Here is a 20235-nt window from a genome sequence, read left to right on the forward strand (position 1 = left end):
CCCGCGCCCCTTCGTTCTCCTTCACAAACCCATGAGGGGTTCGATCCCGATCGTCAGCCCGGGATGGGCGGCCACGTTGCGCACGCCGAGCAGGACGCCTGGCACGAAGGACGTTCGATCGAGGCTGTCGTGCCGAATGGTCAGCGTCTCCCCCATCGTCCCGAACAGGACTTCCTGGTGCGCGACGAGGCCCGCCAAGCGGATCGAGTGCACGCGCACCCCGTCGACGTCGGCCCCCCGGGCGCCGTCGAGGCCGGTGCTGGTGGCATCGGGGCTGGGCGGCAGGCCCTTGCGCGCCTCGGCGATCAGCCTGGCGGTGCGGGTCGCCGTCCCCGACGGCGCGTCGGCCTTGTGCGGGTGGTGCAGTTCGATCACCTCCGCGGACTCGAAGAACCGGGCGGCCTGCCTGGCGAACTCCATCGACAGCACCGCGCCGATGGCGAAGTTGGGTGCGATGAGCACGGCGACGTCGGGCTTCTCGGCGAGCCAGGATCTGACGCGGGCGATTCGTTCGTCGGTGAAGCCGGTGGTGCCCACCACGGCGTTGATGCCCGCCTCGATCAGGAACCGCAGGTTGTCCATGACGACGTCGGGGTGGGTGAAGTCGACGACGACCTCGGTCTGACTGTCGGTGAATAGCGTCAGTGGATCGCCCGCGTCGACACCCGTCGTGAAGGCCAGGTCGTCGGCCGCTTCGACGGCGTCGACGATCGTCGCGCCGACCTTGCCCTTGGCGCCCAGGACTCCCACTCGCATGGTGGCAGCCTAGTAGGTACCGGAATGCGCCGATTCGGGCCTGCACCGACGCCATCCTGGTAGCGTCCCTCGCGGACTCGAGCGCGACGATCGCCGCGCAGGAACCATTGAGGTGCAATGCCTTTGATCCACGACAGCAACGTCCTGCCATGACCGTTGGCGACGGTGCCGAGCCAGTCCCGCCGCGGGGACGGTCGCGCGTCTCACGGCGACAAGCCCTCGCAGCAGCCGGCGGGGCCATTGCCGGCGGCGCCGTCGCCGTCGCGGTGATGCTGCCGCAACGCCATGACTCCCCCGCGAGCACACCGCAGGCGGACGGCATGGGAACACCCGCCCCGACGCTGACTGCGGTCACGCCCGGTGAGGGCCTGTCGCTGCCCACTGCGGTAGCGCCCGACGCGTCGGCGGAGTTCCGGGCCGTGGTGGACACACTCGTCGAGGCGATGCGCACCAACCGGGTGCCCGGCAGCGCACTCGGCATCCTGTCCGGCGACCGAGAAGAGCACGCGACCTTCGGGCTCTCCAGCGTCAACACCTCCGTGCCCGTCGGACCCGACACGCTGTTCCAGATCGGCTCGCTCACCAAGACGTACACCGCCACCGCGATCTGGCGCCTGATCGAAGCGGGCACCGTCGCCGTCGACGCGCCGGTACGCACCTACCTTCCCGAGCTGCGACTGGCGGATGCCGCCACGGCCTCGGCCGTGACGGTCGGCAACCTGCTCGATCACTCCGCAGGCTGGTGGGGTGACGAGGGTACCTATACCGGCGAAGGCGACGACGCGATCGCCCGCTTCGTCGCGGAACGACTGCCGCAACTCCCACAGATCTTTCCGCTGGGAGAGTTCTTCTCCTACAACAACGCAGGATTCATCCTTCTCGGTCGAATCATCGAGGTCGTCACCGGCAAGACCTACCGCGCAGCCATGGACGACCTGGTGCTCGGTCCGGTGGGGCTGAGAGCGAGCACCTTCGACCCGTCGAGAGTGCTGCAGCGCCCGCACGCCGACGGCCACTATGCCGGGGAGATCAACGGGGTCGACGGCGTTGCCGTGCAGACACCCTTGTGGCTGCCCCGCAGCGTCGACCCGGCCGGCAACCTCTGGTCGACTACCCGCGACGTCCTGCGCTACGCCCGGATACACCTCGGGGAACCCCTCGACGCCGGACCGACCCTTCTGTCACCGCAGACCCGAAAGCGCATGCAGGAGCCTGTGATGGGGGTGCCGGGCCTGCCGGTGAGCATCGGGCGCAACTGGTTCGTGCAGAACGTTGGCGGGTTCGACGCCATCATCCACAACGGCGATACCCTCGGCCAGCACACGGTGTTCATCGCCATCCCCGAGCAGCGGTTCGCCCTGGTCCTGCTCACCAACAGCTTGAGCGGCGCAGTGGCCACCGAACTCGCCACCATCGACGCGGCGATGCGGGCTTATCCCGGCCTCGCGCCGCTGACCGGGAAGGTCGGACTGTCGCGCGCGATGATGGCGCCGATGGGCGCGCCGGTGATAAAGGTGCCCGCAGCCGAACTAGGCCAGTATGCAGGACGATTCGCGGACCCCGGCACCGTCATCGACTTCGCCGTTCGCGGCGACGAACTCACCGCGCTGCCGAGCACCATCCCGACGCCAAACGCGATGCTGCCCGCGATCAGCCCGCTGCCAGCGACGGCACCGGTGACGGTCGAGTTCGTCGCGAAGGATGCGGTCAAGGCCGGCGAAGGGCTCACCCCCTTCGTGCGAAACCGCTCCGGCGACGTCGGCTGGGTCAACGCCGGGCTGCGGCTGGTTCCGCGGGCGAAGCCCAGCTAGCGAACCGTCCGCCCCACCAGGCCCGGATCGAAGGTAGCCCTGGCGGTCACCGACGCCGCGGCGGCCGCGACGATGACGCCTGCGTCCGCCTCGTACCCCTTCGGGAACACGATCTCGGCGCTGTCGGGGCCGTCGCGGTGGGCCATCAGCCAGTCATAGAGCAGCCAGTCGAGTGCGCAGGTGACGGCCATCGGATCCGCCCCCGCGGTCCGCGCGGCGGTGATCACCGACCGCAGCGCCTCGAGGTGCTCCTTGCGCGACGCCTCCTTGTTCACCCCCGAGCTGTCGAAGAGCAGCATCGACAGTGTCAACGGAAAGCGCTGTCCCGCTTCGGTTCTGACGACCCAGCGACCGCCCCGCCACGGTTCGGCGGGATTGATCTGCTGCATCTCGCCGAACCCGCCGATGACGCCGATCGCCGGGTCGTCGAGCTCACCGTCGAACGGCGCCGGACCCAGCAGCCCGAGCGGCTCACGCGCCAGGATGGAGAACAACGCCGCGGTGCCCACGATCTTGCCCGCCCTCAGGTCGGCGACCAGGCCGGTGCGTTCGAGCGCCATCGCATAGTCGACGCACAGCCGGTCCAGCGTGCGGTGCAGGTTCAGCAGGTCCTCGCGTTCCTCGGCGGCGGGTCGCCGCCCGCCGCCAAGGATCTGACCGAACCGCTCCGCGGCGATGATCAGCGAATCGTCGATCGCCTCGAGGTGAGTGGCCACCAACCGGTCGGGTTCGTCGTCCTCGCCGACGAGGGCCACCAGCGTCGTCGGCGCGCCCGTTGGGGTGGCCCAGTAGAACCCGATCTGCCCATCCGTCTGGACGATCCTCGGCCTCATGACTGCCGCCGCCAGATGATGACCCGGTTGTTTCCGGAGTCCGACACGGCCAATCGGTCACTATGCAGGGAGATGCCGTACGGCCAGCACAACGTGTCCCGCTGCACCGACGTCCATCGATTCTCGCCGTTGGCACCGAAGTCCGGTTGCGCCAGCACGTAATCCGCCGGACGGCCATCGACGGGGACGTCATTCCACAGCAGGATGCGGTTGTTCGCGGTGTCCGCGACGGCCAGGCGATCCGCGTCGAGGCCGACGGCGTACGGAAAGCGGAACCGGTCACCGGTGTGCGGTCCGTAGGGCCATTCGGCGGACGACGTGAAGTCCGCCTGCCCGATCACCACGTCCGCGGGCCGGTCGGCGTCCGGGTGCGGCGACCACCCCAGGATGCGGTGGTCACCGGCGTCGGCGACCAGTAGCAGATCGTCGCGGCCCGTGATGTCATGCGGCCAGCGGAAACTGGCCGGACCGGCGTCTCCACCGCGGTTCTCCTCGCGCTGCGTCGCATCGGGCTGACCGAGCACGACGTCGGCGGGGCGGCCCGGGGTTGGGAGCCCACCGTGCCAACCGAGCACCCGGCGATTGCCGGTGTCGGCGACCCAGAAGCGGGACCCGACCATGGCGATCCCGAACGGCCAGTAGAACGTCGACGCCGAACACTCCCCGCCCTGGTTCGGCAGCACGCTACTCGAATCAGGTTGACCAAGAACGTGATCCGGCGGTGTGTCGTTGAGCAGGGGTACCTCGTCCCACACCAGGATGCGGTGATGCCAGGCGTCGGCGACGATCAGCCGGCCCTCGTGGACCAGCACCCCCGTCGGCAGGTTCATCCCCCGCTCGGGGCCTCGCCCGTCCGCGGCCCGGCCTTCGGTCGTGCCGTCCGCCTGACCGAGGACGACGTCGGCGGGCTGCTCGTCGACCGTGGGCAGGCCATGCCAGATGAGCACCCGGTGGTTTCCCGAATCGGCCACCACGACGTGGTTCTCACCGAGGAAGACCCCGCGCGGCGAATACATCCAGGCCATCGTCGGGCTGGCGGGCGGCAGCGCCAGACCGCCCGGGGCGGGCGCACCCAGCCACAGCTCCGGAGCCCAGCCGCCGCTGAGGTCGACCTCGGGCGCGACGTCCACCCTGGCCGGTCGCCCACCGACGTTCATGCGGACGGTGTATCGGCTCACCACGCAACGCTCACGACACGACTCGGACCCAGACGTCGCCGCCGTCGACGCGAAGGGGTAGCTGCTCCAGCTGGGCGCCCGGCGCCGTGAGGCACTCACCGGACGTCGCGTCGTAGCAGAAACCGTGCCAGGGACAGGTCAGCGTGCCATTGGAGACGTCGAGCATGGCGTTGTCCAAAGGCAGTGCCTCGTGGGCACATTCGTTGCGGTAGGCGGTCAGACGCTGTTCGACGTTGACGACGATGACCTCGACGAACTCGCCGGTGCCCGCGGTGAGCCCCGCCGAGGTGATCTCCCCGACCGGAACGCCGGTCGTCGGACCCAGCTTGACCCACCCCTCCTGCGCGGGATCGCGGCCGATCCGCAACGCCTCGAGGGGGATCAGCGTCGGCGAGGGCTCATTGGGCAGCACCTCGACGGCGGTGACGCCGGGAACGCCCTCGGTCAAGGCGCCCTCCACCAGATTGCGCAAGGTGACCGATGACATCGAGCAGCCGTTGCAGGCTCCCTCGAGCCGCACGAACGCCGTGCCGTCCTCGATGCGCACCAAGGCGACGTCACCACCGTGGCTCTGCAGTTGCGGACGCACCTCGGTCAACACGCGATTGGCCAGCGTCATCGGATCGGGCCGGACGATCTCGTGCAGGGACAGCAGAAGGTGCACCACTGGATCGTCGACGAGTTCGAACAACGCCTCGCGCGTGGCATCGTCGGCCTTCAGCCGTCGCACGATCGACACCAGCCCGGCGCGGTGCACCGCCTCGACGGACGCCTTGACCTCCTCGGCGATGGCCCGCGACATGGGGTCCAGCCCCGCGAGTGCGCGCATCGCCTCGTCCACTCGCTTGGCGAGCTTCTCGAATTCCGGCTCGTCACCGCGCGGCGCGGTGGAGTTCGCTTGGTCGGCGATGGCGGTCACGGCGTGTCGGTCCGATTCAGCGTCGTCTGCCGGGCGACTTCGTCGAGCACACCGCGTACGGCGCGCACCGAGTCGTCGTCGCCCAGCTCCTCGAATAGCGAGCGCGCCTCGTAGAGCTTCGCCTTCGCGTCCCTGAACGCCCCTAGGTGCGCCAGCACGTTGCCCTGGTTCGCCAGCACGCGCGCCCGCCCCAGCGGATCGGTGTCGCGGTGGCGCGCCTCGAGGACGGCCTCGTAGAGTTCCACGGCCTCGACCAGGTTGTCGGCCTGATGCTTCGACGGGGTGTAGACGAGCGAATTGGCAAGGTTCAGTTGAACACTCGCCCACTGTTCGGGATGCTCTTCGCGGGTGTAGACGGTCAACGCCGACCGCAACGACTGCGCCGCGACACCCAGCCGCAGCTGCCCGGACGCCTCGACCATCGGCATGGTCAGATACGCGGTCGCCAGGTTGGCATGCGCGGACGCCCACAGCAGCGGTGCGTCCTCGCGTCGAACCAGCTGCAGGGCCGAGTGATAGTGCGGGATGGCCTGCGCGATGAAACCGGGATTGTCGTGTGACTGTTCGTGCAGCAGGCCGGCGGCGGTCAGGTGCAGCTCGGCGCGTTCGACGCGCAGGCCGTCGGCGTCGGTGAGCAGTCGCAGGGCCTTCTCGATGCGCTCGTGCGCGTCGCCGGGATCACCCATCTCGAGGCAGACGGACGCCGACGCGCCCAGCAGCACGCCGGCCAGCGGGCGCGAGACCCCTTGTGCGGCCTGCACTGCCGAATCGAGGAGAGCCACGGCCGCGGCGGGGTCGTGGCCCAGCGCGTGGCTGGCGACGCCGCCGAGCAGGACGGCCGCCAACTCGTCGACGGTGTCGCCGACCTCGGGCGGCTGATCGACGCGCCCGAGCGCGAAGGACACCAGGTCGACCAGGGGCGCGAACTCGCCGAGGACCGACCGGAGCTCGTCGGCGTCCTCGAGGTCGGAGTTCAGCACGAAGCGGTTGTAGCGGGTGACCGGATCGTGCCCCTCGAGAGCCGCCAGCGCGGCGTCGCGATCGCCGGCCACCGCGTGCCGGTGGGCCGCGAGCCGCGGCGGCCACTGCTCGGGTATGCACCCGGCCAGCAGCGCAAGACGAGCCGGTTCGGTGTCGTCACCGGCGGGGATGAGCAGGTAACCGAGGGGAAGGCCGAAGGCGCCCAACGGTTGTGGACGTACGGCGAGTTTCGCCGAGGTCTCGACGATCGCGGTTTCGGTCACGGCCCTCCCATTTTCATCCTGTCAGTCTCCCGCGCACGTCACGTTCGGCGGCCCGTTTGATCAAGCCGGCGGCCAGTTCGGCCCGTCGGCGCGTGCGATGGGTATCGATCCGCTTGCGCACCACGCCGTCGGCGAAGACCACGACGATGTCGACGGCGAACTGGCCACGCTCCTCGACGACCACGGTCTCGACGGCGTGGGCCTCTTCGGCGGAAGTCTTGGCGGGGATCACGGTCGGTGGCCGACCGGTCGGTAGGCGCTCGGGGTTAGACATGGGCGACCGCCCGGATCTTCGTGTTCATGGTCGAAGGATTCCCGAAAATTCGGCCCGAACACGGGCCTCCCCGCGCGAATCGTGGCGAGGATCACGTCACCGGCCTCAGCGGCACCCGCAGCGCGCCGCGCTCTTCATCCCAGAAGGCACGCTGGACACCGACGGGAATGCGCCCGTAGAGCACCTCGTGGATGAGCGCACTACGGTCACCGGCCGGATTGCGCTGCTTGAGCAGCAGACCGCCGCTGCGGGGACCGCGCAGCGGAATCAACAGGAAGTCGTCGTCCTGCACGACGGCGGCCACGGCGTCGGAGGCGAACCGGCTCGCGGCCAGGGCGGCGTCCAGTCGGAGGTACCCGTCACCGGTGAACTCCACGGTCACCTCGGTGGCCTTCGCGGGTCGCAACGGAGCCAGGAAGTCCCGCTCGATGACGTCGATGACGGTGCCCATCCCGGTCGTCACCGGCTCGGACAGCTCGGCTCCGTACTCGACACCGGCGACCTCGATGAGGAACACCGTGATGTCGGTGGGACAGGCGTCGCCCAGGGCCCATCGCGCGAAGGCGATGGCGTGGTCCCATCGGAACGCATGGGTGTGCAGACCCTGCAGCGGCGGCAGCTCGGCGAACTCCTCCCCCGGGACGCGGTACACCGTGCCCGGGGCGGAACCCGTCGCCGCCGCGTCGACGATCACGACGCGTTCGGCGCCGCGCATCCGGAACGCGGTGTCCATCCCCGCGGTGCCGCCATCGACCATCTGGGCGCCGTCCGGCACGCCGAGCTCCCAGAGGTGACGCACCAGGACGGGGCCGACGCCGTCGTCTCCGCGCAGCAGATTTCCACATCCGACGACCAGCACCTTGCAGCCGGGTGGTTCGAGATCGACCTCGTCCGGTTGCTGATTCAAGGCAGGGATCACACCATTCCGTTGATGACGAACTTGGACAGCTCTTTTCCGGTCTTGCCGTCGTAGGCGTGCACGGTGCACACCAGGCAGGAGTCGAAGCTGCGGGCCACGTGCCCCAGCTCGACCGGGTCCTCGGCATCCACGATCGGCGACCCGACGAGTGCCTGCTCGATGGGACCGAGCACCTCCGAACCGTCCCGCGGCCCGATGTTCCATGCCGTCGGCGTAACCACCTGGTAGTTCTTGATCTTCGAGTTCTCGATGACGATCCAGTCCGCCAGCGCGCCGCGCGCGGCCTCGGTCGCACCGAAGCCCTTCCCTTCGGCGTGCTCGGTCGGCTTGGTGTAGAAGCTCTCCTTCAGATCCAGTTCGTCGAGCCACTGACGCGCCCACTTGTAGTACTTCGGCGCCTCGTGCATCCTGGCCATCTGCCGGACGAACACGCTGGGGCCGATCGAGGAGAGCAGGTTGGGGAACAGCGGGTCGTCGTCCTGGTGTGCGGACGCGTTCGGTCCTCCCGCCGCCATCCGCCTGGCCAGGGGGCCGGCCTCCAGCGGAACGTTGCCCAGCCCGCCGCCGATGTCATAGCGCGGCGACTTCGCCCAGCTGTACTTGCCCTGCTTGCGACCGGCCTCGGGATCGATCGGGATGGTCTCGCCGTCGAAGGGGTGCAGGGGTTGGCTGCCCTCGTAGAAGGAGTGCGTGACGTCCTCCCGAACCTTGGCCTGGTCGAAGTCGTGCCAGGAGCCGTTCGCGTAGATCCCGGAGCGGCCGATCAGCGCGGCACTGCGGCCTTCGATGGTCGGGTTCTCGTACAGGGTGGGGTCGAAGTAGGTGCCCATGGCGAGGTAGTTGCCGACGCCCTGGCCGTACTTGTCCAGACCGACGTCGAGGCAGTAGCGGATGAAGAAGCCGCAGTCGCTGTTGTACTGCGACTCGTTCTCGTCGACCCAGGCGAGCATGTCCTCCCAGGTCTTGACCTCCAGCCAGCGGTCGACACTGCAGCCCAGCCACTGTCCCTCCAGCCACGCGTCCTTCCAGTGCTCGAGGATCGCGATGGAACGCGTGACGTCCGACAGCGTCGGGGCGCACATGACGCCACCGGGAACCATGAAGCTGGAGTGCGGCCACTGGCCACCGAAGATCGCGTACACCTCGACCGGTTTGCCGGAAAGCACAACGCCCGGTTGATAACTGGTGCCCACGTAGGGGGCGAACCGGCGGACCGCCTCGGCGTACAGGGGTGACTTCGCGTAGTTCTTGTTGGTCAGGTCGATGGCGAACAGCGCATAGAAGTAGCGCGGAATCGACTGCAGGGTCTCGGCCGCCTGGCAGATGTTGCGGATCAGCGTGGCATTTGGCGGCATGTGCGTCGCCCAGGCCGTGTCGAGCGCATACGCGGACTTGTAGAGGTGGCTGCCGCCGCAGATGCCGCAGATGCGCGGACACACGACGAGCCCGGCCTGAGGATCCTTGCCGCGCAGGATGATCTCGAAGCCGCGAAACATGGCGGCCTCGGTCCAGGCGGAGGTGACGATGCCGTCCTCGATGGTGACTCGAACGTCCAGGTCACCCTCGACTCGCCCGAGGGGGCTGACGTAGAGGTCGAGTGCTGTCATTGTGTGGTCCTTCCGATGGGTCGATTGGTGTGGCAAGCGGTGTCTGGGCACGGCTAGACCACGAACATGTCTTCCTTGGACCACTGCGGGGCGGCGATGCGGGCTGCGGCGGCGTGGGCCATGTAGGTCAGGTGGTCGGTGCCCTCCGGAACTTCCTTCGGGATGACGCCCGCGACCTTCTGGGTCTTGAACACCGTTCCGGGGGCCAGATCGAAGTGCGGGAACTCCGGTTCGGTGCAGCCCAGGCAGGGCATGCCGGCGCGGGTCTTGGAGGACTGTCGGTTCCAGAGGATCCGGTTGCACGGCGAGTGCGTCATCGGGCCACGGCAGCCGAACTCGTAGAACAGGCAACCGGTGCGGGTACCCTCGCCGAACGACATCGTCGACTGCTTGTACTCGAAGAATTGCACACGGGTGCAACCGGTTTGGGTGAACGTCTTGAAGAACGTCTCGGGCCGGTGCAGTTCGTCGAGGGTCAGGTCGCCGGCGCGGCCGGTGGCCAGCGCCACCAGGATCTGGGTGATCCAGTCCGGGTGCGCGGGGCAGCCGGGGATGTTGATGACCGGCAGTCCCATCTTCGACTTGAAGTCCGCCCCGAGGAAACCGCCCTTGCCACGCTTGTGGAACTGCAGACCGGTGGAACCCGACGGATTCGGCTCCATCGCCGGAATGCCACCCCAGCAGGCGCAGTCACCGATGGCGACGACGATCTGCGCGGCGGCAGCCAGCTCGGTGACCCAGTCCTTCATCGGACGGTCCGCGAACATGTCGGCGCGGCCGTCATAGGCTTCCATCACGGTGCCCTCGAACACGAAGATGTCAAGTGGCCGTTCGCCACTCGCGCAGTCGTTGAACACCTTCTGGGCGTTCTTGCCCAGCTCGAGTCCGAGCGAGGGATGCCAGATGAGGTCCAGCCCGAAGTCGACGATCAGGTCGACGACGTTGGGTTCCTCGGCATTGAGGAACGACATGGTGTTACCACTGCACGCGCCTCCCTGAAACCACAGAACCGAAGCCATGCGAACTCCTTTCGGCGGCGTCGTTACCGGCGCCTGGGGTGAACCCGATCAATCATGTTGAGCTGACGTCTATCTGAGCTGTCTGCCGAAGGCCTTGGCCACCTGGAGGAGGAAGCCGACGCCGCGGGCCACGTCGGGATCCTTGGCGGCCTTGAGGATTCCGAACAGACCCTTGGGACCGTTGGGGTGGCTGGCCGCCGCCGTCTTGGCCTCGACGAGCGCATCCCCGAGCTGGGCCAACACCTCGACGGCCTGGGGATCGGTGAGGCGGGACTCCAGGAGGGTGTTGAGTGCGGGCGTCGCACCGACGACCTTGTCCGACAGCGTGGCGAAACTCGCCGCAAGCCCGGCCAGATCGACTGATTTCAGGGAGTCGATACCGGGGATCGACTGGGTCGTCCCACCGCCCCGCCCCTTGAACTCACCGATCGCCGACGTGAGGTTGTCACCAATCGTGTCGCTGCGCCGCACCAGGCCGTCGAGACCCGACACCAGGACCGCCAGCAGATCGGCGTGTTCGAGGAGATCGTTCAGTGACTCGGCCACTCGCGGATCGTCGAGCTTCGCGCGAATCTGGTCGGCCGGTGACGGTTTCAGCGCCTGTCCATTTGCTGTCATAGCGCCTCCGTGTATCCAATGTGGCCCTGCTCACAAGCTAGCCCGCCGAACTGGCTGCGCCTATCGCTATCGCGCAGATACTGTCAGGATTGCGCACACTTCAATGCGCTGGTGCGCAGCGAGATTGGGCCGAACGGGCATGGACGTCATCGATTCCTTAGGTGAGCCTGGGCTCATGAGAGCCGCCGTCGTCGGGCATCCGTCATGTCGCGCCTGAGTCGCCTCGGCTTCATCGACGTCCGGCACACCGAAGTCCCAGTGCGCCGCAGGGTCAGATCGCGGGGGGTGCCACCGGCGCTCACCAGCAACGAGGTGTTCTACAGCGAGAATGTTCGCGAAGCGTCGAAGCTGATGGGTCGGGCGCTGTCGCCCATGACGCTCCACGTCGCCGAGGAGCATCTCGCCGGGTTCGCCGCCGGCATGCACGGCGTGCGGCTACGAAATGTCAGCATGTTGTACTTCGACCTCCACGTCCCGGCCTCGATCGACATCCCGCACCACGGCAAGTACTTCGCCGTGCACATGCCGATGAACGGCAGCGCGCTCGCCAGCCACCGCGGGACGACGTTCGAAGCCAACAGCATCTGTTCGCTGGTGAGCAGTCCCGGCGAATCGCTGACGATGCAGCTCGACATGGACTCCCCGCAGCTGGTCATCCGCATCGAGGAGCCGGTGATGGTCGCCTACCTCACTCGCGTGATGGGCCGTAGCCTCCAGCATCCCTTGGCATTCGAGCCCGAATTCGACCTGACCTCCGAGGCCGCCATGCGCTGGCACGCGGCCGTGCAGCTCATCCACACCGAGGTGTTCCACGCCGGTTCACTGGTGCGTCGCGGGCAGGGCATCGGTGCCGTCGAAGACCTCGTCATGAGTAGTTTGCTGCACCTGCAGCCGTCCAACTACGTCGCGGAGTTCACCTCGCCGCACCGCGCGGACAAGCGCGGCGCGGTGGTCCAGGCGGCGATCGACTACCTCGACGACCACCTCGCCGAGCACATCACCATGAGTTCGGTGGCCGATGCCGTGCACATGAGCGTGCGCGCCGTGCAACAGGGATTCCACGAACAACTCGGCATGACGCCCATGACCTATCTGCGGGAGCGCCGCCTGGAGCGAGTGCACGAAGAGCTCATGGACGCCGCACCCGGCGACGGCGTCACCGTGACGGCGGTGGCCGAGCGCTGGGGTTTCCACCACCTGGGCAGCTTCGGCGCCGAGTACCGCAGGCGCTGGGACGAATCACCGTCGCAGACGCTGCGTCGCTAGTCCGCCGAGAGGGCCGTCAGCAGATGCGTGGGAGCTGCTCGCCGAGTTCGCGTTCGATCACCCGGGTGGTACCGAACGACGTCCGTCCCACCGCCATCCCGGGATGCTCGGCGACCACCCGACCGATGACGGTCGCGCCTGCGCCCTCGGGATGTGCGCGCATCGCAGCGAGCACCGCCTCCGTCGCGGCGGGGTGGACGAAAGCGACCAGCTTCCCCTCGTTCGCCACCTGAAGCGGGTCGAGTCCCAGGAAGCCGCACGCCGAGGCGACCGCCTCCGGTACGGGAATCACGCTCTCCTGCAACATTATACCCACTCCGGCCGTCCTAGCGATCTCGATCACCGAGGCGACCAGACCGCCGCGGGTGGGATCGCGCAGCGCGTGGATGCGATTGGCACCGTCATCGGCCGCCAGCATCGCGGCGACCAGGCCGTGCAGGGCTGCGCTGTCAGAGGTCACCACCGTGCCGAAGTCGATGCCCTCGCGGACGCTCATGATCGCCACGCCGTGCTCGCCGACGTTGCCGGAGACGATGACGTCGTCCCCCGGCTCGACCCGCTCCGGGCCGATGTCCACGCCAGCCGGGATCACCCCGACGCCTGCGGTGTTGACGAAGAGCTGATCCGCGCTACCCCGGCCGACCACCTTGGTGTCACCGGTGACGATTGCGACGCCGGCGTGGTCGGCCGCCTTGCCCATGGCTTGAGCGATTCGCCCGAGCACCTCCAGCTCGAGGCCCTCCTCCAGGATGAACCCGGCGGTCAGGCCGAGCGGTTGGGCGCCGCTCATCGCGAGGTCGTTGATGGTGCCGTTGACGGCCAGGTCCCCGATGTTGCCACCGGGAAAGAACAACGGCTGCACCACGTATGAGTCCGTCGATACCGCGATCCGTCCGGCAGCCACGGTCAGCACCGCCGAGTCCCGCGACGGTCCCGCGGCACCGAAGGCCGGCAGGAAGAGGTTCTCGATCAGCTCCTCGGAGAGGATGCCGCCGCCACCGTGGCCCATCACGATGCGCTTGGTCTCCCGCAGGGGCAGCGGGCATACCCAGTCCGCCGGGTCGATCGAGGTGACGACGTCGATTCCCCGGTCGCTTCGCTCCTGCCCGCCGACCTCCTCAGACATGCGCGAGATCCAGCCTGCGGAACTGGTAGTAGGCCGCGCACGCGCCTTCGCTGGAGACCATCGTGGCGCCGAGTGGATTGCGCGGCGTGCACGACTTGCCGAAGGCTGGGCACTCATTGGGCTTCATCAGGCCCTGCAGCACCTCGCCGCTGTGACATTCGGCGGACTCCTGGACCGTCATGTGGCCGACGCCGAACTTCTTCTCCGCGTCGAACTCGGCGTAGCGGGAGGACAGCGTCCAGCCCGACTTGGGAATCACCCCGATACCGCGCCACGGCCGGTCGGTGACGACGAAGACGTCCCTGAGCGTCTCCTGGGCGACGACGTTGCCGACCTCGTTCACCGCCCGCGGGTAGGCGTTGCGCAACTCGACCTTGCCGTCTTCGAGCATGTCGACGAGTTGGCGGACGCCTTCGAGGAGATCGAGCGGTTCGAAGCCCGACACCACGATCGGCACCCCGAACTCCTCGACCAGCGGGCCGTACTCGGAGGTGCCCATCACGGTGCACACGTGTCCCGCGCCGAGGAATCCCTGTACGCGGTTGGTCGGCGAGGACAAGATGGCGGTCATCGCCGGTGGCACCAGGACGTGCGAGACCAGCAGGTAGAAGTTCTTCAGGCCCAACCGTTTGGCGTGCACCACCGACATGGCGTTGGCCGGTGCGGTGGTCTCGAAGCCGACCCCGAAGAACACCACGTCCTTGTCGGGGTTGTCGGCGGCGATCTGCGTGGCGTCCAACGGCGAGTAGACGATTCGGACGTCACCCCCGCGTGCACGCACGCTGAACAGGTCTTGCGTGCTGCCCGGCACGCGAAGCATGTCACCGAACGAGCAGAAGATGACGTTGTCGCGGGCCGCGATCTCCAGCGCCCTGTCGATCATCTCCAGGGGCGTGACGCAGACCGGGCAGCCTGGCCCGTGAATGAATTCGACCGCACCCTCCAACAATTGGTCGATGCCGTTGCGGATGATCGAGTGCGTCTGACCCCCGCAGACCTCCATGATGGTCCACGGGCGGGTGGCCCGCCGCTTGATCTGATCGACCAGCACGCGCGCGGCGGCGGGATCGCGAAATTCGTCGAGGTACCTCATGCCGGCTCACGCCTTTCCTCGTCGCCCGGAGACTGCACACCGGCGAGTTCCTCTTCGAGGAAACCAAGATCGGCGAACATCTGCAGCGTGTGGTTCGCCGATTCCTCGTCGAGCCGGTTCAATGCGAAACCGGCGTGGACGATCGTGTACTCACCGATCTGGAGATCCGGCAGGTAGGCCAGACACACCTTCTTGGTGGTGCCACCGAAGTCGACGGTCGCCATTCTGGTGCCCGACTCGTCCCAGATCTTGGTTATCTTGCCGGGGATTCCGAGGCACATACGCCACTTCCTTCTGTCGGGGATTTCTGTGATGCGGCCGCGACCACGGCCTGGCCCAGGGCCAACCCGCCGTCGTTGCACGGCACGACGCGGTGAGTGAGCACGTCGAACCCGCGGCTGGCCAAGCCGTCCCGGATGCCCTCGAGCAGAAGGCGATTGGCGAAGACGCCGCCGGTGAGGCCGATCGTGGGGATGCCGGTCGCGGATGCGCACTCGGCGGAGACTTCGACGGTGGCTCGGATGACGGCGTCGTGGAACGCAGCCGCCAGGTCGGCGGTGGCGACGCCGGCACGGATGCCGGCCACCAGCCCGACGATGACCGGCGCGGGATCGAGTACGCGGTCGGAGGTGTCGAAGTCGATCGGCACCGAGGTGGGCCCGCCTGCCCGCGCGACGTGCTCGAGCTCGATCGCGGCCTGGCCCTCGTAGGTCACCTCCTGGCAGACGCCGAGCAGGCTGGACACCGCGTCGAACAACCGCCCCATGCTGGTCGTCGTGACGCAGCCAATGCCGCGGGGAATCTGCTGAGCCAGCACGTGGCGTCCGTCGGGCCCGACATGGGCGACGGGAGGCAGGTCGACATCCCACGCGACGCCGGCCCGTGACATCAGGTCGAGCGCGATGCGGGCCGGTTGCCGCGCCGCACCGTCCCCTCCGGGCAGGGCGAAGGGCTCGAGGTGCCCGACGCGGGTGAACCGGGACGGCTCAGACAACACCAGAAGCTCACCGCCCCAGATGGTTCCGTCGGTGCCGTATCCGGTGCCGTCGTAGGCCACCGCGAGTACCGGGCTGCCGAGGCGGCCGTGCTCGGCCAGCAGCGAGACGGCGTGCGCGTGGTGATGCTGCACCCGCAGGACGGGCCCGCCCCGGCGCTGCGCCCAGCGGGTGGTGGCATAGCCGGGATGCAGGTCACAGGCCACGAGACCGGGCTGTTGGGCCGTCATGAGCGCCAGGTGGTCGAGCGCTCCGGTGAAGCACGACTGCGTCCGCGGGTCTGCCATGTCGCCGAGATGTGAGGACAGGTGCGCGTGGCCGTCGGGCGCCATCAGACAGAACGTGGTCTTCACGTCACCACCGGTTGCCAGGATCACCGGGACCGGGGGCTCGATGGCTTCGGGCGTGGGGACCGACACCGGCAACGGGGCGTACCCCCGAGATCGACGCAGCGGCAGCGTCGCACCATGGTCATCGACGGTGAGAACCGAGTCCTCGCATGGCACGTGGATCGGCCGGTCGTGAAGGAGAACTCCGTCGGCGAGTCCGTCGATCCAGGTGAGGTCGTCGTCACGGAAGACGATTGGCGAGCCTCCCGCGTTGGCCGACGTCATGACGAGCGGGGTCGACCCCACTCGCTCGAAGAGCAGGTGGTGCAGCGGTGAGTAGGCGAGCATCACGCCGAGGTCGAGGAGGCCGGGTGCGACGTGGTCCGACACCGTTCCGGGCCGAGCGGGTACCAGGACGATGGGCGCGGCGGCGGACGTCAGCAAGACCGCTGCGGCGTCGGAGATCTCGGCGACGAGACGAGCGGTGGCCAGATCGGGCACCATCACCGCGAAGGGCTTGGCGGGTCGGGACTTGCGTCGGCGTAGCTCGGCGACCGCGGCGTCGTCGTCCGCGCGGCAGGCGAGGTGGAAGCCGCCGATACCCTTCACGGCCGCGATTCCGCCCGCCACGAGAACGGTCGCGGCGGCGGCGATCGGATCCTCGGACCCGCCCAGCCACATCAGCGTCGGCCCGCAGTCCGGGCAGGCGATGGTCTGCGCATGAAACCGGCGATCCGCGGGATCGCCGTATTCGGCGGTGCACCGCTCGCACATCGGGAACGTCGCCATGGTGGTGGCGGGCCGGTCGTAGGGAAGGTCGGTCATCACGGTGTACCGCGGCCCGCAATTGGTGCACGTGATGAACGGGTGACGGTAGCGGCGATCGGCGGGATCCCTCAGTTCGCGCAGGCAGTCCGCGCACGTCGCGACGTCCGGTGGCACGAGGGTGCGGGGCCCGCCGGAGGAGTTGCTCTCGACGATGCGAAAACCATGATCATTTTGCGGCGCAACGGCCGTCACGCGGATGTCGTCGATGCGCGCCATCGGCGGCGGGCCGGCCCGAAGATCGGCGACGGCCGCGTCGACGCTCTCGGGGGTGCCCTCGAACTCACAGTGAACGGCGCCAGAATCGTTGGAGACGAAGCCGCTGACGCCGCGGGCGCGGGCGATTCGCACGACGGCAGGACGGAACCCGACACCTTGAACGACCCCCGTGACGTCCAGCCTCGAACGCACCGTCCGAGCGGGTGCACACCGAACACGCTTCATGGGCCTCCAGGGCACGACACACCAGTCGCGTCAATGGGCTGTAGTCACGCCTGGTGACTCAAGGCTAGACCCGCATCCGCGTTACGACGATCACTATCGGCAAGGACATTGGTCATCACTTCGACATGCCTGTTCCCTACTCGCCGCCCATGCGAGAGGAATAGGGTGCGCACCATCGAAGACCACAATCGACGGACGGTGATCCACCGTGCATGAGCTGTCCCTGTGCCACGCCATCGCCGGCGTCGTGACGCCGCGCGCCGCCGGCCGGCGGGTGGACGTCGTGCGGGTGCGGGTGGGCGCCCTGCGGCAGGTCGTGCCCGACTCGTTGTCGTTCTGCTGGACGCTGGTGCGCGACTTCGCGGGCCTGCCGGGTGCGCAGTTGGAACTGGAGCTGATCGCGGCCGCGGTGTCGTGCCGGTCATGCGGCGAGGAAGCGGACATCGCCTCCCGATTCTCGGTGGCCTGCCCGGGTTGCGGCAGCGGCGACGTCGACGTGATCCGCGGTGAGGAATTCATGGTCACGTCCATCGAGGTCAGCGACTCTGCAGCGGTCGACTCATCGGAAGGTGTTGCTAGTGGGTAGGTTTCATCGTCACGATGACGGCACCGAGCACAGTCACGATGATGGCCACGGAGCCGACCACGGGGACCACGGCGGCTATGCGACCGGATCCGAGCGGATCGACGTGCTGGAGTCGATCTTCGCGGAGAACGACGTGAGAGCCGACTTCAACCGCAAGTCCTTCGAAGACAATGGCGTTCGTGCCCTGAATCTCATGAGCTCGCCCGGCTCGGGCAAGACGACGATCTTGGCCGCCACCCTCGACGAGCTCAGCGGTCACATCGCGATGGGCGTGATCGAGGGTGACATCGCCACTGATCTCGACGCGGCCAGACTGGCGGGCCGTGGTGCGCAGGTCTCACTTCTCAACACCAGCAACGGGTTCGGCGGCGAATGCCACCTCGACGCGCCGATGGTGAATCGGGCCCTGGGTGGGCTCGACCTCGCCACGTTGGACCTCGTCATCGTGGAGAACGTCGGAAATCTGGTGTGCCCGGCCGAGTTCGACGTCGGCGAGCACGCCAAGGCGATGGTCTACTCGATCACCGAGGGCGAGGACAAGCCGCTGAAGTACCCGGTGATGTTCCGAGCGGTGGATGTGGTCCTGCTCAACAAGATCGATCTCGAGCCGTACCTCGATGCCGACGTCGCGACCTACGTCGAGCACGTGCACCAGGTGAACCCCGCCGCCCTCGTGCTGCCGCTGAGCGCACGCACGGGTGAGGGTATGGCGGCGTGGTACGCGTGGCTGCGCGACTTCACTTCCCGCCCGTCGCGACAGTGAACGTCACGCCTCACTGCATTACCGAGGGAGTGCGGCTCTGGCCTTGAGTGCCAGCCACAGCTCCATCCGATCGTCACCATCGTCGAGGCGGCGTCCCGTCAGCGTGGCGACTCGGTCGATGCGATTGCGAACCGTGTTGCGGTGCAAGGATAATCGCTGCGCGGCTGGCTCCCAGGCGCCGTTGGCCCGCAACCACTCGTCGAGCGTGCGCAGCAACTCGAGGCGGTCGCGGGGATCGAGATGGTCGAGCGGCGCCAACACCGCGTCGGCGAAGCCGCGCACCGCGTCCGGCGCGCCCAGCGACAGCAGCAGCGACACCGTCTCCCCCTCACTGGCCGTCACGACCCGACCGAGGTGCGTGCTGACCGCCAGCAGTGAGCGAGCCTGCATCGCCGACACCGCCAACGCCTCCGGAGCCGTCGGTGCGCCGATCCCGGCGGGCAGACCAGCCGCGTGGGTCGCCAGCGCGTTCGTCAGCGCCACCAGCGACGGGTGCGCGACCTCCACCGTGGCGCCGTGCACCCGCACCAGCGCGCCGTCCAGACCGAGGTCGATGCGGAAGGCGAGCGCCTCGGCGGCGTCCTCCGACGCGACCACCGCCACCTGGTAGTACTCCCCCGTCAGCCCGACGCTGCCTGCCAGACGCTTGGCGCGTTCGCCACCGACGTCGGGGCGCAACAACTGCGCGAAGACCTGACCGCGTCGCCGGCGCTCGGGTTGATCGGACAGGTGACGCCGCTCGATGTCCAGCGCGATCAGCGAGACCAGGACGGTCGACGAGCTACGGGACGTCGCGTCCATGTCGGCCCCAAGCACGACGTACGCGAGCGGGACGTCCGCGCCGACGGAGTGCACCTCGACACCGTCGACCATCGACCAGCCGCCCCTGTGGGCGCGGGGGTGGGCGGGGATCGCGCTCGCCCGCTCGAGGAAGCCGGTATCCGCGCCCGCCGTCACCCCCATCAGTCGCCCGCCGCCGTCGCACACCGCGCACGGGGTGTCGCTGGCCTCCGACCACGCCGAGAGCAGGGCCGCCAACGGCGCGGCGCTGGTGGCGACCGCAGTAAGTCGGCGGTTGATCTCCATCGCGGTCTGCAGGTCGCGACGTTCCTGCCCCGCGATGGTCTCGAAGACCCATTTGGTGACGGCGATGAACGGCGTCTCGTCGGGCACCGTCAGCAGCGGGACGCCGACGTCGTGCGCCGCCTGTCGCAGCACTTCGGGACACTCTTGGTAGGGCAGTCCGTGCCCGAGCCCGAGCGCCACACCCGCGACCCCGGCGGTCGCGCATTCGGCGAGGTAGGCGCGGCATCCCGTGGGCGTCATCGGCAGCAGCAACCCCACCGTCATCAGCAGCTCACCGCCGCGCAGCCAGTCCCCCGGGGAGGTCAACTCCGACACGTGGGCCGAGGTGACCTCGCGATCCAATCCTTCGGTACCGGCCACCAACAGCAGGTTCAGGCCGCGATCGGCGAGCACGTCACCGACGCTGATCACACGCACCCGCCCAGGTGTGCAGATCGTCCAATGGTCATGGACACATTGAACATTTTGGCCATGGTGACCGGGGCCGTTTCGGCGGATGGTGATACGCACCACAGCTGGACACATCCACTGCCCCAGGAGCGCC

19 protein-coding genes are annotated in these 20235 nt (G+C 68.2%); 4 read left to right on the forward strand and 15 right to left on the reverse strand.

All coding sequences use genetic code 11. The features are described 5' to 3' along the window. Positions 1 to 21: 21 nt before the first annotated feature. Positions 22 to 756 carry a 4-hydroxy-tetrahydrodipicolinate reductase gene (dapB, locus tag QUE68_RS17750; RefSeq protein ID WP_284227428.1) on the reverse strand — a complete coding sequence of 245 codons (735 nt, stop codon included), beginning with the start codon at positions 754 to 756 and terminating at the stop codon, positions 22 to 24. 149 nt (positions 757 to 905) lie between these two features. Between dapB and QUE68_RS17755 the strand changes: the two genes are divergently transcribed. Further along, positions 906 to 2567 carry a serine hydrolase domain-containing protein gene (locus tag QUE68_RS17755; protein WP_284227429.1) on the forward strand — a complete coding sequence of 554 codons (1662 nt, stop codon included), beginning with the start codon at positions 906 to 908 and terminating at the stop codon, positions 2565 to 2567. On the opposite strand, the gene QUE68_RS17760 is transcribed toward QUE68_RS17755, so the two are convergent. From QUE68_RS17760 to QUE68_RS17800, 9 genes are all read right to left on the reverse strand, one after another. Next, complete coding sequence (locus QUE68_RS17760) at positions 2564 to 3400, reverse strand: hypothetical protein (RefSeq protein WP_284227430.1); 837 nt, start codon at positions 3398 to 3400, stop codon at positions 2564 to 2566. The genes QUE68_RS17755 and QUE68_RS17760 overlap by 4 nt on opposite strands. Continuing rightward, on the reverse strand, positions 3397 to 4578 hold the full coding sequence (locus QUE68_RS17765; protein ID WP_454786274.1) for an NHL repeat-containing protein: 1182 nt from the start codon (positions 4576 to 4578) through the stop codon (positions 3397 to 3399). Before QUE68_RS17765 ends, QUE68_RS17760 begins: the two co-directional genes overlap by 4 nt. Positions 4579 to 4588: 10 nt before the next feature. Beyond that, the gene (locus tag QUE68_RS17770) at positions 4589 to 5407 is read right to left on the reverse strand and encodes a NifU family protein (protein WP_284231040.1); all 819 of its coding nucleotides are present in this window, start codon (positions 5405 to 5407) and stop codon (positions 4589 to 4591) included. Between the two features lie 86 nt (positions 5408 to 5493). Continuing rightward, complete coding sequence (locus tag QUE68_RS17775; protein ID WP_284227431.1) at positions 5494 to 6741, reverse strand: tetratricopeptide repeat protein; 1248 nt, start codon at positions 6739 to 6741, stop codon at positions 5494 to 5496. A gap of 13 nt (positions 6742 to 6754) precedes the next feature. Next, positions 6755 to 7015, reverse strand: a complete 261-nt coding sequence (locus QUE68_RS17780) for a hypothetical protein (RefSeq protein WP_284227432.1) — start codon at positions 7013 to 7015, stop codon at positions 6755 to 6757. Between the two features lie 91 nt (positions 7016 to 7106). Beyond that, positions 7107 to 7922, reverse strand: coding sequence for a hydrogenase maturation protease (locus tag QUE68_RS17785; protein ID WP_284227433.1), 816 nt, complete (start codon positions 7920 to 7922; stop codon positions 7107 to 7109). Between the two features lie 8 nt (positions 7923 to 7930). Next, on the reverse strand, positions 7931 to 9541 hold the full coding sequence (locus QUE68_RS17790) for a nickel-dependent hydrogenase large subunit (RefSeq protein WP_284227435.1): 1611 nt from the start codon (positions 9539 to 9541) through the stop codon (positions 7931 to 7933). A 53-nt stretch (positions 9542 to 9594) separates the two neighbouring features. Further along, entirely contained in the window at positions 9595 to 10560 is a 966-nt protein-coding gene (locus QUE68_RS17795) for an NADH-quinone oxidoreductase subunit B family protein (protein WP_284227436.1), read from the reverse strand. Positions 10561 to 10629: 69 nt separating this feature from the next. Continuing rightward, positions 10630 to 11178 (reverse strand): helical membrane plugin domain-containing protein, encoded by a 549-nt coding sequence (locus QUE68_RS17800; protein ID WP_284227437.1) that lies wholly within the window; start codon positions 11176 to 11178, stop codon positions 10630 to 10632. 204 nt (positions 11179 to 11382) lie between these two features. On the opposite strand from QUE68_RS17800, the gene QUE68_RS17805 reads away from it, so the two are divergent. Then, positions 11383 to 12444, forward strand: coding sequence for an AraC family transcriptional regulator (locus QUE68_RS17805; RefSeq protein WP_284227438.1), 1062 nt, complete (start codon positions 11383 to 11385; stop codon positions 12442 to 12444). Between the two features lie 16 nt (positions 12445 to 12460). Here QUE68_RS17805 and hypE read toward each other — a convergent pair whose 3' ends face one another. Genes hypE through hypF form a run of 4 tightly spaced genes read right to left on the reverse strand, consistent with a single transcriptional unit; the run spans position 12461 to position 17163 of the window. Continuing rightward, positions 12461 to 13570, reverse strand: coding sequence for a hydrogenase expression/formation protein HypE (gene hypE, locus QUE68_RS17810; RefSeq protein ID WP_284227439.1), 1110 nt, complete (start codon positions 13568 to 13570; stop codon positions 12461 to 12463). After that, a complete protein-coding gene (hypD, locus tag QUE68_RS17815) occupies positions 13563 to 14663 on the reverse strand; it encodes a hydrogenase formation protein HypD (protein WP_284227440.1) in 1101 nt (366 codons plus the stop codon). The genes hypE and hypD overlap by 8 nt, the downstream gene beginning before the upstream one ends. Further along, complete coding sequence (locus QUE68_RS17820) at positions 14660 to 14944, reverse strand: HypC/HybG/HupF family hydrogenase formation chaperone (RefSeq protein WP_284227441.1); 285 nt, start codon at positions 14942 to 14944, stop codon at positions 14660 to 14662. Before QUE68_RS17820 ends, hypD begins: the two co-directional genes overlap by 4 nt. Then, entirely contained in the window at positions 14917 to 17163 is a 2247-nt protein-coding gene (gene hypF / locus QUE68_RS17825; RefSeq protein WP_353507011.1) for a carbamoyltransferase HypF, read from the reverse strand. The genes QUE68_RS17820 and hypF overlap by 28 nt, the downstream gene beginning before the upstream one ends. Positions 17164 to 17464: 301 nt before the next feature. On the opposite strand from hypF, the gene QUE68_RS17830 reads away from it, so the two are divergent. Beyond that, positions 17465 to 17842 (forward strand): hydrogenase maturation nickel metallochaperone HypA, encoded by a 378-nt coding sequence (locus QUE68_RS17830; protein ID WP_284227444.1) that lies wholly within the window; start codon positions 17465 to 17467, stop codon positions 17840 to 17842. Next, the gene (gene hypB, locus QUE68_RS17835) at positions 17835 to 18605 is read left to right on the forward strand and encodes a hydrogenase nickel incorporation protein HypB (protein ID WP_284227445.1); all 771 of its coding nucleotides are present in this window, start codon (positions 17835 to 17837) and stop codon (positions 18603 to 18605) included. The genes QUE68_RS17830 and hypB overlap by 8 nt, the downstream gene beginning before the upstream one ends. 18 nt (positions 18606 to 18623) lie before the next feature. On the opposite strand, the gene QUE68_RS17840 is transcribed toward hypB, so the two are convergent. Beyond that, positions 18624 to 20108 carry a PucR family transcriptional regulator gene (locus tag QUE68_RS17840; RefSeq protein WP_284227447.1) on the reverse strand — a complete coding sequence of 495 codons (1485 nt, stop codon included), beginning with the start codon at positions 20106 to 20108 and terminating at the stop codon, positions 18624 to 18626. Positions 20109 to 20235 lie beyond the last annotated feature (127 nt).

The organism is Mycolicibacterium sp. TUM20985 (assembly GCF_030295745.1).
Taxonomy (GTDB): Bacteria; Actinomycetota; Actinomycetes; order Mycobacteriales; family Mycobacteriaceae; genus Mycobacterium.